The organism is Halomarina salina, assembly GCF_023074835.1.
GTDB classification, from domain to species: Archaea; Halobacteriota; Halobacteria; order Halobacteriales; family Haloarculaceae; genus Halomarina; species Halomarina salina.
In genome coordinates, this window is the sequence record NZ_JALLGW010000002.1 from 336,099 (window position 1) to 349,848 (window position 13,750).

Annotated in this window: 15 protein-coding genes; 9 read left to right on the plus strand and 6 right to left on the minus strand. The window is 68.0% G+C overall.

All coding sequences use genetic code 11. The features are described 5' to 3' along the window. Positions 1 to 61: 61 nt before the first annotated feature. Positions 62 to 1,405 carry an alginate lyase family protein gene (locus tag MX571_RS17510; RefSeq protein ID WP_247419127.1) on the minus strand — a complete coding sequence of 448 codons (1,344 nt, stop codon included), beginning with the start codon at positions 1,403 to 1,405 and terminating at the stop codon, positions 62 to 64. A 104-nt stretch (positions 1,406 to 1,509) separates the two neighbouring features. Here MX571_RS17510 and MX571_RS17515 point away from each other — a divergent pair, with 104 nt between their 5' ends. Beyond that, positions 1,510 to 2,325, plus strand: a complete 816-nt coding sequence (locus tag MX571_RS17515; protein ID WP_247419129.1) for an RIO1 family regulatory kinase/ATPase domain-containing protein — start codon at positions 1,510 to 1,512, stop codon at positions 2,323 to 2,325. A 50-nt stretch (positions 2,326 to 2,375) separates the two neighbouring features. Here the strand turns inward: MX571_RS17515 and MX571_RS17520 are convergent, their stop codons facing one another. Next, positions 2,376 to 2,915, minus strand: coding sequence for a DUF4112 domain-containing protein (locus MX571_RS17520; protein WP_247419131.1), 540 nt, complete (start codon positions 2,913 to 2,915; stop codon positions 2,376 to 2,378). Positions 2,916 to 3,042: 127 nt separating this feature from the next. On the opposite strand from MX571_RS17520, the gene MX571_RS17525 reads away from it, so the two are divergent. The 6 genes from MX571_RS17525 to MX571_RS17550 all read left to right on the plus strand — a co-directional run bounded on the left by MX571_RS17525 (position 3,043) and on the right by MX571_RS17550 (position 8,103). Continuing rightward, positions 3,043 to 4,587: an aldehyde dehydrogenase family protein gene (locus MX571_RS17525; protein ID WP_247419133.1), complete on the plus strand. Its 1,545-nt coding sequence runs from the start codon at positions 3,043 to 3,045 to the stop codon at positions 4,585 to 4,587. Positions 4,588 to 4,795: 208 nt separating this feature from the next. After that, a complete protein-coding gene (locus MX571_RS17530) occupies positions 4,796 to 4,942 on the plus strand; it encodes a hypothetical protein (RefSeq protein WP_247419136.1) in 147 nt (48 codons plus the stop codon). A gap of 78 nt (positions 4,943 to 5,020) precedes the next feature. Continuing rightward, entirely contained in the window at positions 5,021 to 6,142 is a 1,122-nt protein-coding gene (locus MX571_RS17535; RefSeq protein WP_247419138.1) for a pyridoxal phosphate-dependent aminotransferase, read from the plus strand. Between the two features lie 90 nt (positions 6,143 to 6,232). Continuing rightward, positions 6,233 to 6,613: a hypothetical protein gene (locus MX571_RS17540; protein WP_247419140.1), complete on the plus strand. Its 381-nt coding sequence runs from the start codon at positions 6,233 to 6,235 to the stop codon at positions 6,611 to 6,613. 327 nt (positions 6,614 to 6,940) lie between these two features. Then, on the plus strand, positions 6,941 to 7,174 hold the full coding sequence (locus tag MX571_RS17545) for a hypothetical protein (RefSeq protein WP_247419142.1): 234 nt from the start codon (positions 6,941 to 6,943) through the stop codon (positions 7,172 to 7,174). Between the two features lie 74 nt (positions 7,175 to 7,248). Further along, complete coding sequence (locus MX571_RS17550) at positions 7,249 to 8,103, plus strand: UbiA family prenyltransferase (protein WP_247419144.1); 855 nt, start codon at positions 7,249 to 7,251, stop codon at positions 8,101 to 8,103. 108 nt (positions 8,104 to 8,211) lie between these two features. On the opposite strand, the gene MX571_RS17555 is transcribed toward MX571_RS17550, so the two are convergent. After that, positions 8,212 to 8,418, minus strand: a complete 207-nt coding sequence (locus MX571_RS17555) for a hypothetical protein (protein WP_247419146.1) — start codon at positions 8,416 to 8,418, stop codon at positions 8,212 to 8,214. Positions 8,419 to 8,561: 143 nt separating this feature from the next. Then, a complete protein-coding gene (locus MX571_RS17560; protein WP_247419148.1) occupies positions 8,562 to 9,743 on the minus strand; it encodes a redox-regulated ATPase YchF in 1,182 nt (393 codons plus the stop codon). Positions 9,744 to 9,943: 200 nt separating this feature from the next. Here MX571_RS17560 and MX571_RS17565 point away from each other — a divergent pair, with 200 nt between their 5' ends. Next, positions 9,944 to 11,134, plus strand: a complete 1,191-nt coding sequence (locus MX571_RS17565; RefSeq protein WP_247419150.1) for a S8 family peptidase — start codon at positions 9,944 to 9,946, stop codon at positions 11,132 to 11,134. Positions 11,135 to 11,653: 519 nt separating this feature from the next. Here the strand turns inward: MX571_RS17565 and MX571_RS17570 are convergent. Both MX571_RS17570 and MX571_RS17575 read right to left on the minus strand, forming a co-directional pair. Further along, a complete protein-coding gene (locus tag MX571_RS17570) occupies positions 11,654 to 11,830 on the minus strand; it encodes a hypothetical protein (RefSeq protein ID WP_247419153.1) in 177 nt (58 codons plus the stop codon). Positions 11,831 to 12,471: 641 nt separating this feature from the next. Next, positions 12,472 to 13,425: a polymer-forming cytoskeletal protein gene (locus tag MX571_RS17575; protein WP_368409066.1), complete on the minus strand. Its 954-nt coding sequence runs from the start codon at positions 13,423 to 13,425 to the stop codon at positions 12,472 to 12,474. Positions 13,426 to 13,546: 121 nt separating this feature from the next. Between MX571_RS17575 and MX571_RS17580 the strand changes: the two genes are divergently transcribed. Next, positions 13,547 to 13,744: a DUF5800 family protein gene (locus MX571_RS17580; protein ID WP_247419155.1), complete on the plus strand. Its 198-nt coding sequence runs from the start codon at positions 13,547 to 13,549 to the stop codon at positions 13,742 to 13,744. The last annotated feature ends 6 nt before the right edge of the window (positions 13,745 to 13,750 follow it).

Sequence of the window (13,750 nt, forward strand, 5' to 3'; positions counted from 1 at the left end):
CCCGTCGGTCGACGATGCTAACCGGTCCGTATTCGGCGGGACGGGCCCTCGACCGACGACGTCACTCGCGACCGGAGACCGACCCTCGGGACCGCTCGTCGGACTCCCCCTCCTCGTCGAGGTCGAGGTCGAACCGGTTGCCGTGGGTCAGCGTCGTCCACCCGAGCAGTCGCTCGTCGCGGACGGGCCGGCCCTTCGCGTCGATGGCGTCCTGGTGCTGCTCGACGTAGGTCGGTTCGTTCGTAATCTCGCTGCCGTCGGACTCGACGACGTCCAGATACCGGTCGTCGCCCCAGTAGGAGTACGCCAGTTCGTACGCCGAGGTGCCCTCCTCTCGCTCGCGCGCGGCGAACCCGCCGGACTCGCCGAACCGCTCGTCGAACGACTCGGGGTCGAAGAAGAACGGCGCGTGGGCGTCGAACATGAGCTTCAACGCGCTCCCGCCGAACCGCTCGTGGTCGTAGAACGACTCGCCGTAGTGGCGGCCGAGTTCGGCGGCCGTGACGAACGCCTTCAGCGCGTACAGCGAGTACGACAGCCCCTCGCTGCGGTCGAGTTCCTCCTCCAGCAACCCGTCGTCGTCGAGCTGGACGAACGCGGCGTCGCGGAGGCGGTCGAAACAGGCCGTCAGCTCCTCCTCGTCGCCGAGGTACGCCGCGCCGGCCGCGTGGGCCGTCTCGCGCCAGACGAAGATGTTCTGCACCCAGTCGGGGACGTCCGTCCCGACCGTCTCGAAGTACGTGCGTATCCAGTCGGCGAGTCCCTCCTGGGAGCCCTCGACGTCGTCCCAGGCCGGGTGGTCGCGGACGAGTTCCGCGCCGTACCACATCTTCGGGAGCGTGATGTACAGTTCGATGGTGTCGGTCTCCTCCGGCGTCATGCGCGTGTCGCCGAAGTACCAGTGGTCGACGAACTCGACCGCACGCTCGGCGTACGCGTCGTCGCCCGTGAACTCGTAGGCGAGTCCGAGGTCACGGATGCGGTCGCCCATCTCGATGGCCCGCACGTAGTCGCCCCGGGTGTCGTCGTCGGGGTCGCTCGACTCGAACAGGTTGCTCCCGTCGCCGTCGGTGACGCTCTTCGGCGTCGCGTCGAGCGACTCGTCGGCGTCCGCGATGAACGACTCGTAGGCGCTCGCCCACGGCTCGTCGCCGGCGTCGACGCGGCGCTTGACCGCCGCCAGTTCCCCGCGGTCGGCGAACAGCGCCGGGTCGCTCCCGCCCTCGCTGTCGCCGCCGGTCTGTCCCTCGGCGTTCGTCGCGATGCAGCCGGCGGCCGCCCCGGCGGCGAGGGCTCCCGTCGCGCCGAGCACCCGCCGCCGCGACCACCGGCGGCCGCGACCACGGCCGTCGTCGTTCTCGCGGGCTCCGTCGACACTGCCGTTACCGCCATCCTCCGGGTACATTCGGTGCCCGGTGGAAGTCGTCGGGCACTGGTAACCCTTCTGGCCGGACCGTCAGCGCGCCGTGGGCAACACACTCATACCGACGGGTGAAGTGGTGTACGACGATGGCCTTCCGGCGGTTCCTGCGGGGACAGGTCGAGTGGGACCAGATCGAGGGCGTGATGCTCGAAGTGGCCCGCCGCTACGACCAGGACCACCTCCGCGTCGAGTTCCTCGACGCCGACAACTGGCTCTCGACGCCCTGCGTCGTCGACGACCGCTGGTTCGTGAAGATAATCTCGCCCCAGCACTCGCTGCTCCACGCCGTCCTCACGACCGGCCGGAACCTCGGCGCGTTCTCCAGCGGGCAGGAGGGGTTCTTCGAACACGTCGCCGACCCGGCCGAGATGGCCGACCGGGAACTGGAGGCGACCCGCCGGATGCGCGACATCGGCATCGACGTCCCCGAACCGGTCGAGGCGTTCGAGCACGACGGACTCGGCGTGCTGGTCGTCGAGTACCTGCCGGAGTTCGTGACGCTCGACGACCTGCCGCGGAGCGAGGTCGTCCGGTTCGCTCCCGACCTGTTCCGGGCGCTGGCCCGGATGCACGCCGTCGGCCTCGCCCACGGCGACCTGCGGGCCGAGAACGTCCTCGTCGCCCGCGACCGCCTCTACCTCATCGACGCGACGAGCGTCCGCGAGGGAGCCATCGAGCAGGCGCGGGCGTACGACCTCGCGTGTGCGCTCGCGGCCCTCGAACCGCTCGTCGGCCCGCGGACCGTCCTCGACGCCGCGCGCGAACACTACCCGACGGCGGACCTGCTGGCGGCCGAGGACTTCCTCGACTTCGTCAACATGCGCCCGGACCACGACTTCGACGCCGCGAGCGTGAAAGGCGAGATAGAGAAGCAGGCGACGGCCGAGGGCGTCGAAGGCTGAGGGCGGTCACGACCGTCGCTCCCGCGGACGCGACGGCAGTGCGACGGCGCTCAGTCCGTGACTTCGATGCGGATGGGACAGTCGTCCTCGTCGTCGGTGGTCTTGCCCTGCCGACCCGCTCGGCCCGGACTGAACGCCCGGCGCTCGCGGTCGCTCCGGCGCTCCCCTTCGAGGAACTCCTCGACCAGGTCGACGTTCCACGCGTTGGTCTTCCAGAACGTGTCGAAGATGGGCCCGACGACCGGAATCGACCCCGTCGCCACGTCGACGGTGACGTTCCCGAGCATCCGGACGACGGTGGTGAACGGGACGCCGAGGTTCGCCGCTTCGAGGACGATGTACAGCGAGACGCCCGCCGAGAGCGCCGGGCCGACGACGGGAATCGCGCTCACGATGGGGTCGAGACCGACCTTCACGTCGGTGCCGGGGATGGTGACCGCCTCGTCGAGCAGGTCCGCGACGGCCCGCATCCGGTCGAGGGCGGCCTCGTCGACGGAGTCGGGGACGTCGAAGTCGTCGTTCCCGATGTCGTTGAGCACGTCGCCGTCGTCGGTGGGGTCGTCGGGTGCGTCGGTGGATGAGTCGTCCATGTGGTGTCGTCTCGGGGCGACCCCAAAGCGATGGCGGTGGTCGGGGTGACGGACCGTCACCGTCGCCGAGAAGTTCTGCCTCGAAAGACAGGGCTTTATACTGCGTCTGGGCAAACCTCCGGCCGTTATGAGCCAACAGGTCACCGAGACGCACGACCACTACATCGCCGGCGGGTTCGACGAGGGCGACGGCGACGACACGTTCGACTCCGTCAACCCCGCGACCGGCGAGACCATCGGGACGTTCCGACGCGGCACCGAGAGCGACGTCGAGCGCGCGGTCGCGTCGGCGAACGACGCCTTCGAGGAGTGGCGCTCGCTGTCGCACATCGACCGCGCGGAGTACCTCTGGGACATCTACCACGAACTGAAGGAGCGCCACGAGGAACTCGGCGAAATCGTCACCAAGGAGTGCGGGAAGGAGATTTCGGAGGGGAAGGCCGACGTCACCGAGGCCTGGCACATGGTCGAGTGGGCCGCCGGCGACGCCCGCCACCCGAAGGGCGACGTGGTCCCGAGCGAGATTCCCGCGAAGGACGCCTACATGCGCCGCAAGCCGCGGGGCGTCGTCGGCTGTATCACGCCGTGGAACTTCCCGGTCGCCATCCCGTTCTGGCACATGGCCGTCGCGCTGGTCGAGGGCAACACGGTCGTCTGGAAGCCCGCCGAGCAGACCCCGATGTGCGGCCAGATCATCGCCGAGATGTTCGAGGAGAGCGGCATCCCCGAAGGCGTGTTCAACATGGTCCAGGGGTTCGGTGACGCAGGGTCGCGCATCGTCGACCACGAGGACGTCAACGCCGTGCTGTTCACCGGCAGCGCCGAGGTCGGCCACGAGGTCGCCCAGAAGGTCGCCGAACAGCCCGGCACGATGGCGGCCTGCGAGATGGGCGGGAAGAACGGCATCGTCGTCACGGAGAAGGCGGACCTCGACGTCGCCGTCCACTCCGCCGTCATGTCCTCGTTCAAGACGACCGGCCAGCGCTGTGTCTCCTCCGAGCGCCTCGTCGTCCACGAGGACGTCTACGACGAGTTCAAGGAACGGTTCGTCGAGGTGGCGAAGGAGGTCTCCGTCGGCGACCCGCTCGACGAGGGGACCTTCATGGGTCCGGCCATCGAACCCGAGCACGTCGAGAAGATACGGAAGTACAACGACCTCGCCCGCGAGGAGGCCACCGAGGTGCTCGTCGACCGCACCGACCTCGACGACAGCGAGATTCCCGAGGGCCACGAGGACGGCAACTGGGTCGGCCCGTTCGTCTACGAGGTCGAGTACGACGACGAGGGCGAGCAGCGCTCCATCCGCGAGGAGGTGTTCGGCCCGCACGTCGCCCTGATGAGCTACAGCGGCGACATCGAGCGCGCCGTCGACGTCCACAACGACACGCCGTACGGCCTCGCCGGAGCCATCATCAGCGAGGACTACCGCCAGATCAACTACTTCCGCGACCGGGCGGAGATCGGTCTCGCCTACGGCAACCTGCCGTGCATCGGCGCGGAGGTCCACCTGCCGTTCGGCGGCGTCAAGAAGTCCGGGAACGGCTACCCGAGCGCCCGCGAGGTCATCGAGGCCGTCACCGAGCGCACCGCCTGGACGCTCAACAACTCGAAGGACATCCAGATGGCGCAGGGTCTCTCTGCCGACATCAAGACGTCGTCCGACGACGACTGAAGAGGAGTTGCCCACCATCGTGCGACCATTTTTCTGTGATTACGCGACCAGCGCTCGCCATGTACTGACGACCCGTCACGGACGGTTCTGGGGCCGAGACCCACACCGCGCGACACACCCGTCCGGGGACCGGAGCAGGTGTCGCCTGTTCGCTACCACCCGACAGTCGGACCGCCAGATTAAGCCCTCGGCGGACGAACACTGGGACATGAGCGAATCCGACGACGCGGCGCGCGAGTTCCTGCGGAAGGCGGACGGCGTGTTCCACGAGTACGAACAGGGCTACATGGACGCGGACGCGGCGATGGACGCGATGGAACTGTACGTCGGCGAACTGCGCGAGCAGGTGGAGTAACCAGTCGGACCCGCCGTCGACTACGCGTCGCCGGCGCGGTCCTCAACCGTTATGTCGCGGGCCGACTCGCCTACTGGTATGACGGCATTCTCCGGACGGGTCGAACAGGTCTCCATCAGCGGCATCAGGAAGGTGTTCGAGGCGGCGGGCGAGGACGCCATCAACCTCGGGCTGGGCCAACCCGACTTCCCGACGCCCGAACACGCCCGCGACGCGGCCGTCGAGGCCATCCAGTCCGGGGCGGCCGACGCCTACACCTCCAACAAGGGGACCCGCGAGTTGCGTGAGGCCATCGCCGCGAAACACGACCGGGACAACGGCTTCTCCGTCCACCCGCGGGACGTCATCGCCACCGCCGGCGGGAGCGAAGCGCTCCACATCGCGCTGGAGGCCCACGTCGACCCCGGAGAGGAGGTCATCTTCCCGGACCCCGGCTTCGTCTCCTACGACGCGCTGACGCGCATCGCGGGGGGCACGCCGAAACCGGTCGAACTTCGCGAGGACCTGACGATGGCCCCCGAGGCCGTCGAGGAGGCCATCACCGACGACACGGCCGTCTTCGTCGTCAACTCGCCGTCGAACCCGACCGGCGCGGTCCAGTCGGAAGCGGACATGCGCGAATTCGCCCGCATCGCCGACGAACACGACGTGCTCTGTCTCACCGACGAGGTGTACGAGCGACTGGTGTTCGAGGGCGAACACCACTCGCCGATGGCGTTCGCCGAGACGGACAACGTCGTCGTCGTCAACGCCTGCTCGAAGACGTACTCGATGACCGGGTGGCGACTCGGCTGGGTCACCGCCAGCGAGCGCCGCATCGAGCGGATGCTCCGGGTCCACCAGTACGTCCAGGCCTGCGCCTCCGCCCCGGCGCAGTACGCCGCCGAAGCCGCACTCTCGGGACCGCAGGGCGTCGTCGACGAGATGCGCGAGGCGTTCGAGGAGCGCCGGAACGTCCTCCGAGACGGCCTCAACGACATGGGCCTCGACACGCCGACCCCCGCCGGGGCGTTCTACGCGATGCCGCGCGTCCCCGACGGCTGGTGCGAGGCGGTCATCGACCGCGGCGTCGTCGTCGTCCCCGGCGACGCGTTCGGCGCTGGCGGTGCTGGCCACGCCCGCATCTCCTACGCGGTCAACGTCGAGACGCTGAAGGAGGCGCTGGAGATCATGCACGACGCGACAGAGAGCGTTCGATAGCGACCGCGCACCGAACGCCTCGGCTCGACTCGACGCCGCCCCTGCGCACACACGCGACGAACCCAAGCCCACTGACCGCTAGTCGGTACTGTGGACTCACTCGCCCCGTCGAACGTCCCGCTGTACGCCACAGACGAGGAGCGAGAGCGCATCTGGACCCGGTGTGCCGAACGTGGCCTCCCCGTCGTCGCCGTGCGGGTCGGCGAGCGCGGGTTCGTCGTCCGCTACGACCTCGCTCCCGTCGATAGCCGACTCACGGACTCGGCCCTCCAGCGCCTGCGCAGGCAGGTGCTCGCCTTCCGCAGGCGGTCGCCGGGCGTCGACCGAGACTCGCAGGTCGAGCGCCTCGGCGGCGAGACCGGTCCGATAGCCGGTGAACTCCACGACGAGACCGAGCGGTCGGCCCGACGCCTCGCCTCGCACGTCGCCGAGACGGTCCTCGACTCGTCGAACTGGTACCGCGGGACGTAGCCCTTTGCACTCGTCGCTCACCTCGTCGGACGTGTGTCGAGTGTGTCGTTCTCACCCGTGGGAGCCGACCTCACAGCTCCCTGAAACTTTTTGCACCCCGCTGGCCTGGGTGTAGACGACGATGGATCACTTCGAAATCCCGTAACTGGTCCCGCACTGCGCCTCCACGCGTCCGTGCCGGGACTCCCGACCCGCTCTCGGCACGACCACACCGTCCTGCCGAGCCTCGTATCGCTGTCGAACGCCCACCACGACCGACAGATGTCACGACAGCATCACTCCCCGGCTCGCACAGACTACAGACCGCCCCCGCACTCGCACTCGCTGGTGGCGACGGCCGTCTTCGCGCTGCTCCCGCCACTGGTCGTGCTCGCCCTGAGCTACCCGCTGGCCGCTTCCCTCACCGTGGCCCTCCTCGTTCCGACGGTGCTGCTCGCCCGTCGGGGCGCTCCGCGGGTCGCCGCCCTGGTCGAGGGCCGCCGGACGAGCCTCCCGCTCCCCGGTCTCGGCCTCCGACTCGAACTCGGCCTCGCAGACGAGGACACCTCGTCCGCGAGGTAGTTCTCGGCGACGACTCACTCTCCACGTTCTGCAGCTCTACTGACGCTTATTGTGTCCCCCGACCAGACAGTCGTATGAGCATCGCACGACACGGGAGCGGTGCATCGGCCGACCTCCGGGCACTCCTCTCGCAGGTCCACCCGGTGTTCATGCTCCCGCCGGTCGCCGCCAGCGCGTTCGGTGCCGTGCTCGCTCGCTCGTTCGACCCCGGCGTGGCGATCCTGTACGCCGTCGTCGTGTTCAGTGCGCTGTTCGTCGCCCACGTCAAGGACGGCTACGTGGACTTCCACGTCCGCGGCGAGGACGACGACCACCCGCTGACCGCTCGGGGCTGTCGCCTCGCCATCGCGGGTGCGTCGACGGTGTTCTTCACGGGACTGGTGGCCGTCTTCGCGCTCGTGGGGCCGATCGCCGCCGCGCTCACTCTGCCGGGGTGGCTCATCGGCTACCACCACGCTCCGCAGCTCGACACGAACCCCGTCACGGCGACGACGGGCTACCCCGCCGGTATCGGGTTCGCGCTCCTCGGGGGCTACTACGTCCAGGCGGAGGCGCTGACGGCGACCGTCGTCGCGTTCGCCGCCGTGTTCGTCGTCGTCCTCTCGGGCATCAAGGTCATCGACGACGCGAAGGACTACGAGTACGACCGCTCCATCTCGAAGCGAACCGTCGCGGTCGTCCTCGGGCGGGAACGAGCCCGAACGGCCGCCTTCGCGCTGATGGCGACGGGACTGCTCGCCGTCACCGCGCTGGCCGTCCTCACGCCGGTGTTCCCGACCAGCAGCGTCCTCGCCGTCGGCGTGTTCGCCGCGGTGGCGTCGCTGACCCGACGGATGGACTCGGCGACGACGACGGCCGTACTGATTCGCGGGTCGTACCTGTTCCTCGCGGCGCTCGTCGTCGCGGTGTGGTTCCGGCCGCTCGGCTGAGCGGTCGGGTCGTGTGTCGGAAAGTGAGCAGTCGGCGGTCACGGGAGGCGTGCTCGCATCCCCACATCGGCGAGTACGCTCGGAGCGAACCGGGACCCCGGTGAAGCGTCAGCGGTGTTCTGGAGGTGTTCGTGTGCCTGAGGAGCGGGAAGACTCACCGACGCTCGTGCTGTCTCGACGGCTCCGAAGCGCCGCTACGGGGAGGTCGGTCCGGTCGTGGAGGGACTCGGCGTCGTCGCTACCGGTTCTCTCGGACGCCTGCAGGTCTCCCACCATGGCGTGCAGCGAGCGTTCGGCGTCTGTCAGTTCCGACATCGGTGAGGCTCCGTGTGCAACGGGTGCACACGTATGGAGAAAGCGCGAGAGCAGTCAAAAGCGTATTTCCAACTCTCCCCCAACGCTCACCCGAATTGGGTTCGTCCGGCCCGAGTGTCACCCGCCCGTGTGAGCCGTGACGGCTACGACGCCGTCGAGACGATCTTCACCACGTCGCCCTCCTCCAGTTCGTGGTCCTCGCCGATGCGACGGTTCTCGCGGGCGTCGACGGCGTGGAGGTAGCCGTCACCGATGTCGGTGTGGACGGCGAACGCGAGGTCCGTCGGCGTCGACCCGCGCGGGAGGAGGAAGGCGTCCGGGAGGACGTTGCCCTGTCCGTCGGTCCACTTCGACTCGTTCTGGACGGGATAGGCGGTGAAGTGGTCGAGGAAGTCGTAGACGGCGGTGTCGAGGGCGGTCTGAACGCCCGTGCCGCCCCACTCTGTCATCACCTCGCGGATCTGTTCGAGGCCGCGCTCCTGCTGGGCGGAGAGGTCGCCCGTGATGGCGAAGTCCTCGTCGCCGGGGTCGTAGTCGACGAGACCGGACTTGCCAGCCTGCCGGAGGGCCAGTTCGCCCTCGGCGGTGGCGGGGACGACGACGTCGGCGGCCTCCCGGAGTCGGGCGAGGTTCTCCGCGGGTGCGACGTCGGCCTTGTTGGCGACGACGATGATGGGCTTCGAGCGCTGGCGCAGGTCGCGGGCGAGGCGTTCGCGGTCCGCGTCGTCCCACTGGATGGGGTCGTCGGGGTACTCGACCGTCCGGAGGGTGGCGGCGACGTCGCCCTCGCTCGCGCCGATGCCCGTCAGCAGGTCGGTGAGCGCGTCCTCCAGCGAGAACTCCGGCGAACGGGACTGGCGTTCGACGGACTCCCAGTTGCGCGAGACGATGCCCGCCAGCCAGAGGTCCATCTCCTCCTCGACGAAGTCGACGTCCTCGACGGGGTCGTAGCTCCCCACCTCGACCGGTTCGCCCTCGGCGTTCGTCCCCCCGGAGGCGTCGACGACGTTGAGGATGACGTCGGCGTTCGACAGGGCGTCGAGGAACTGGTTGCCCAGGCCGCGCCCCTCGTGTGCGCCGGGGACGAGACCCGCCACGTCGAGCAACTCGATGGGGACGTAGCGTTTCCCGTCGTGGCAGTGTTCGTTGCCACAGCGCTCGTCGAGGGCGAGACAGGGGCAGTCCGTCCGGACGTAGCTGACCCCCCGGTTCGGGTCGATGGTCGTGAACGGGTAGTTGCCCACGTCGACGTCCGCGAGCGTCGCCGCCCGGTAGAACGTGGACTTGCCGGCGTTGGGCTTGCCCGCCAGCGCGACAGAGAGCATATACCATCCACCACCGCTACCGCGGCCCCTGTGCCTTTCGGTCACTCGGTCGGGAACCCGACCAGTTCGTCTCGCCGACCTCTTCGCGACGCGGACCGACTGGCACGCCGTCACGTCTTATTCTCGATATAGAACTAATTTAATTATCTTGCTGTGAACCCTAGATTTACTAACGTGTGGGAGTTGGAACAGGACGTTCCATGTCGAGAGAACACACGACACGGCGGACGGTGCTCAAGACCATCGGTGCCGGTGCGGCAGGGACAGGACTCCTCGGAACGGCCAGTGCCGAGGCGGCCGACCGCGGGAACTTCGTGGTCGGCGTGACGGAGGGGAAGAACCTCGGGTTCGTCCGTGACCAGGCGAACAGCGTGAAGCGCGAGCTACACTTCGGCCGCCAGGGGAAGGCGGTCGCGGGGAACTTCGCGCAAGCGGCTATCAACGGGCTCCTGAACAACCCGCACGTCCGGTACATCGAACCGGACGGACAGATGCACGCAATCGCTCAGTCGACGCCGTGGGGCATCGACCGGGTGGACGCGGACGTGGCCCACGACAACGGGTCGACCGGCGAGGGCGCGGACGTCGCCATCGTCGACACGGGCATCGACTCGGACCACCCCGACCTGCAGGCGAACCTCGGCGAGGGCGTCGCCGTCACCGGCTGTGGCGACGGCGGGTTCACCTGCTTCTTCTCCGGCAACGACAACACCTGTAACGAGGCGTGGGACGACGACAACGACCACGGCACGCACTGCGCGGGCATCGCCAACGCGGTGAACAACTCGGAGGGCGTCGTCGGCGTGTCGACGCAGGCGACGCTCCACGCGGTCAAGGTGCTCGACTGTGCGGGGTCCGGCGCGTTCTCGGACATCGCGGCCGGTATCGAAGCCGTCGCCGACAACGGCTGGGACGTCGCCAGCATGAGCCTCGGCGCGGACTCCGGCTCCCAGACGGTGAAGGACGCCTGCCAGTACGCCGCCGACGAGGGCGTGTTCCTCGTCGCCGCGGCGGGCAACTCCGGGCCGTGTTCGGACTGCGTCGGCTACCCCGCGGCCTACGACACCGTGATGGCCGTCTCGTCGACGAACGAGAGCGACGGCCTCTCGGAGTTCTCCTCGACCGGTCCAGAAGTCGAGATAGCGGCCCCGGGGAGCAACATTAACTCGACCGTCCCCGGCGGCTACGCGGAGTTCTCCGGCACCTCGATGGCCTGTCCGCACGTCGCCGGCGCGGCGGGACAGCTCATCGCCGACGGGTCCAGCGCGAGTGGAACGCGCACGCAACTGAAGGACACCGCCGAGGACGTCGGCCTCGCCGAGAACGAGAGCGGGTCGGGACTGCTCGACGTCGCCGCCTCGCTCGGCTACGACTCCTCCGACAGTACGTAATCGCTCGCCGCCGCATCGCTGGTCCCCCGTCCGCTACTCTGTGCGCGCCACGTTGGCTGTCGATGGTACCGGCGAACGGCCACTCTGCACCGCGTACTACGAGAGCACGCTCGGTACTGTGCCGACCCGATGACCTCGTACCGCGAACCTTTCACGCTGGGATACAGGAACACGAGAACAACAGCGTCTATTTGATATCTGGTCCGGCATGGTATGCCATGAACAGCGGATATAGCCACCGCAGGAGTGGTTGCGGTTGGACTCGCTCACCCAGACCGCTCGGAACTGTGTGGGGACGACAGTGAAGGTGGAAGCGGTTCCCGGCACGCGCCGGGCGAGTGAGTCCGGCTACGCGACAGCCATCGCGTGCCTCTGACAGCCCAGACGTGCTGTCGCGTAGCCCTCAACTCATCGAGGCGAGAACGGCATCTCAGCCGTGTATCGGTAGCGGTGCATCGATCCGGTGCAACGCTAACGCGCCGAATCGATAGACCTGGCCGAACGAGAGCCGCGCGTGTCTCAGTCTCGAGTCGGCTCGACGTCGGTTATCACGACGTCGTACCGTCTCCTGTCGGTCGTTTCGATGTCGTAGCCACCCCGGACGTCGACGGTGGTCGATTCTGCGGTGTCTATCAGTCGGGTCAGTGCCTCGGCGAACGCCTCGTCGCTGTCGATGGTCTTCGTTGAGTCGAACATTGGACGCCTCTGAACGAGCAATCCGCGATTCAGGGGCAGTTCACAGCAGAGTCGGTCTCCAAGGGGAATGCCACGGTCGCCAGGAACCGTGAGTCAATCGTCCACTTCGAAGTGGAAGGTGAACGTACATAAGTTCGCGGCATGGTGTGTAATTGCATGCCACTTCAGGCGGTGAGTACTCACGCAATCAGACGACCCCCGATGAGAGGCGTGGGTGGCGATAGAATGTCAGGATCCCTTCGAGATCAATGCCAAGAGTACATGAACCCCGGCGAGAAACAGCGTTGTGAGAGGACATGACGGGGAACGACGACGACGCTGCGAGTTCAGTCGAGGAACAGCGGGTGGGGACAGCAGATACGACGACTCGACGTCCGTCGGTAGGCGATAGGGCCACGTTCGCGAGTCGGTTGAGCGCGCTCGTTCGTGCTGCTAGGGCCAGCGGCGTGAGTGTCGACGGTCGATGGACCATCTCGTCCTACGAGGTCGTCATCAGTGGTCAGCAGGTGACCATCCTCGACGCCGAGGAGTCGGCGGGCAGCGACGCCAACTGAACGGCTCACCGATACACGCACGCTCTCAGTCTAGCAGTTGGTCTCCTCGGACGCAGTTCGAAGCTGCCGTGTCGCAGAACCAGCCCGTCACTCTATCTCGCGAGCGAACTCGCGGACGATGGACATCTCGCCGCGGGCGCGAATCGCGCCGTCGACGGCGGCGTCGTCGTGCAGCGAGAGGTCCTCGCAGGCGACGTCGCCCAGCACCTCCGCGCCGGGGGCGATGCGGACCGTCCCGCGACGCGTCGTGAGGTCGCCGTGGATGCGCGTCCCCTCGCCGACGGTGATGTCCCCCTTCGCGCGGAGACTGCCGAACACGTTGTTGTCCTCGCCGAGTTCGAGCGACTCGGCGCGCAGGTTGCCGTGGATGCGACAGTCGTCGCCGACGACGGCGGGCGTCGAGACCCGCCACGCGTCGTCCGAGACGCTCGCTCCCCGCGGGATGACGAGCGGTCGAACCACGTCGTCGGCGTCGTCTGTATCGTCCGCCACGTCGCCGGTAGCCTCGCCATCCTCGTCGTTCTCGGCGTCACCGGCGTCGCTCTCCTCGCCCGACCCCTCTTCGGGGTCGTCGGGGAGCAGTTCGTTGGCGGCGTCCTGGGCGGCCTCCTCCTCGCCGATGCGCAGGAGGTGCGAGAGGTAGACGAAGAAGAACGTGATGGTCGGCATCGGGTTGCGGATGACGATCCAGCCGTTGGCCTCGAAGCCCCGGTCGATGTCGACGTCGTCGCCGATGTCGAGGTCGCCCGAGACCATCAACTGCCCGCCGATGTGGGTTCGCTCGCCGATGTAGGCGTCCTCGCCGACGAGGACGTTCCCGGCGACCTCACACCACATGTCGAGACGGCAGTCGGCCTCGGCCTCGATGTCGCCGCCGAAGGTGACGCGTTCGCCAGCGACGACGCCTCGCCCGCGGACCCCGAACTCGACGGTGGACTGTCCCCCGACGACGACGTCTCCCGCCGTCACCAGGTCGCGTTCCTCGACGGTCGTCCCGTCGGGGATGGCGAGTCGGTCGAGCGGGTCCGAACGGAGCGGCACGGCTACCCGTTACCCTGCCCCGTAATAAATTCACGGCGAACGTCTGACGCACGTCTGACGGCGCGAGCAGCGAAGTCACTGGAGCGGTGAAGCTTTGGCGTCCGGGCGCTCAGGAGGTGACATGACCGTTCTGTCGTTCGACGACTCGGGCGTCGACGTGGTCTACGAGGGGACCGAGTTCCGACTGGAGAAGACGCTCGTCGAGGACGCCATCGGAAAGGACTACCCCGACGTCACCGACCACGAGGTGCTGAACATCGTCGAGGAGGACCCGAACCCGACCGGCGAACCGCGACGCATCGCCGACATCGTGAACTGAGTCGGC

Excerpts from the sequence above, each read along its gene's own strand:
- MX571_RS17580 (WP_247419155.1), top strand. The coding sequence starts at position 13,547 with ATGACCGTTCTGTCGTTCGACGACTCGGGCGTCGACGTGGTCTACGAG.
- MX571_RS17520 (WP_247419131.1), bottom strand. The coding sequence starts at position 2,915 with ATGGACGACTCATCCACCGACGCACCCGACGACCCCACCGACGACGGC.
- MX571_RS17530 (WP_247419136.1), top strand. The coding sequence starts at position 4,796 with ATGAGCGAATCCGACGACGCGGCGCGCGAGTTCCTGCGGAAGGCGGAC.
- MX571_RS17535 (WP_247419138.1), top strand. The coding sequence starts at position 5,021 with ATGACGGCATTCTCCGGACGGGTCGAACAGGTCTCCATCAGCGGCATC.
- MX571_RS17560 (WP_247419148.1), bottom strand. The coding sequence starts at position 9,743 with ATGCTCTCTGTCGCGCTGGCGGGCAAGCCCAACGCCGGCAAGTCCACG.
- MX571_RS17515 (WP_247419129.1), top strand. The coding sequence starts at position 1,510 with ATGGCCTTCCGGCGGTTCCTGCGGGGACAGGTCGAGTGGGACCAGATC.
- MX571_RS17555 (WP_247419146.1), bottom strand. The coding sequence starts at position 8,418 with ATGTCGGAACTGACAGACGCCGAACGCTCGCTGCACGCCATGGTGGGA.
- MX571_RS17525 (WP_247419133.1), top strand. The coding sequence starts at position 3,043 with ATGAGCCAACAGGTCACCGAGACGCACGACCACTACATCGCCGGCGGG.
- MX571_RS17550 (WP_247419144.1), top strand. The coding sequence starts at position 7,249 with ATGAGCATCGCACGACACGGGAGCGGTGCATCGGCCGACCTCCGGGCA.
- MX571_RS17565 (WP_247419150.1), top strand. The coding sequence starts at position 9,944 with ATGTCGAGAGAACACACGACACGGCGGACGGTGCTCAAGACCATCGGT.
- MX571_RS17570 (WP_247419153.1), bottom strand. The coding sequence starts at position 11,830 with ATGTTCGACTCAACGAAGACCATCGACAGCGACGAGGCGTTCGCCGAG.
- MX571_RS17510 (WP_247419127.1), bottom strand. The coding sequence starts at position 1,405 with ATGTACCCGGAGGATGGCGGTAACGGCAGTGTCGACGGAGCCCGCGAG.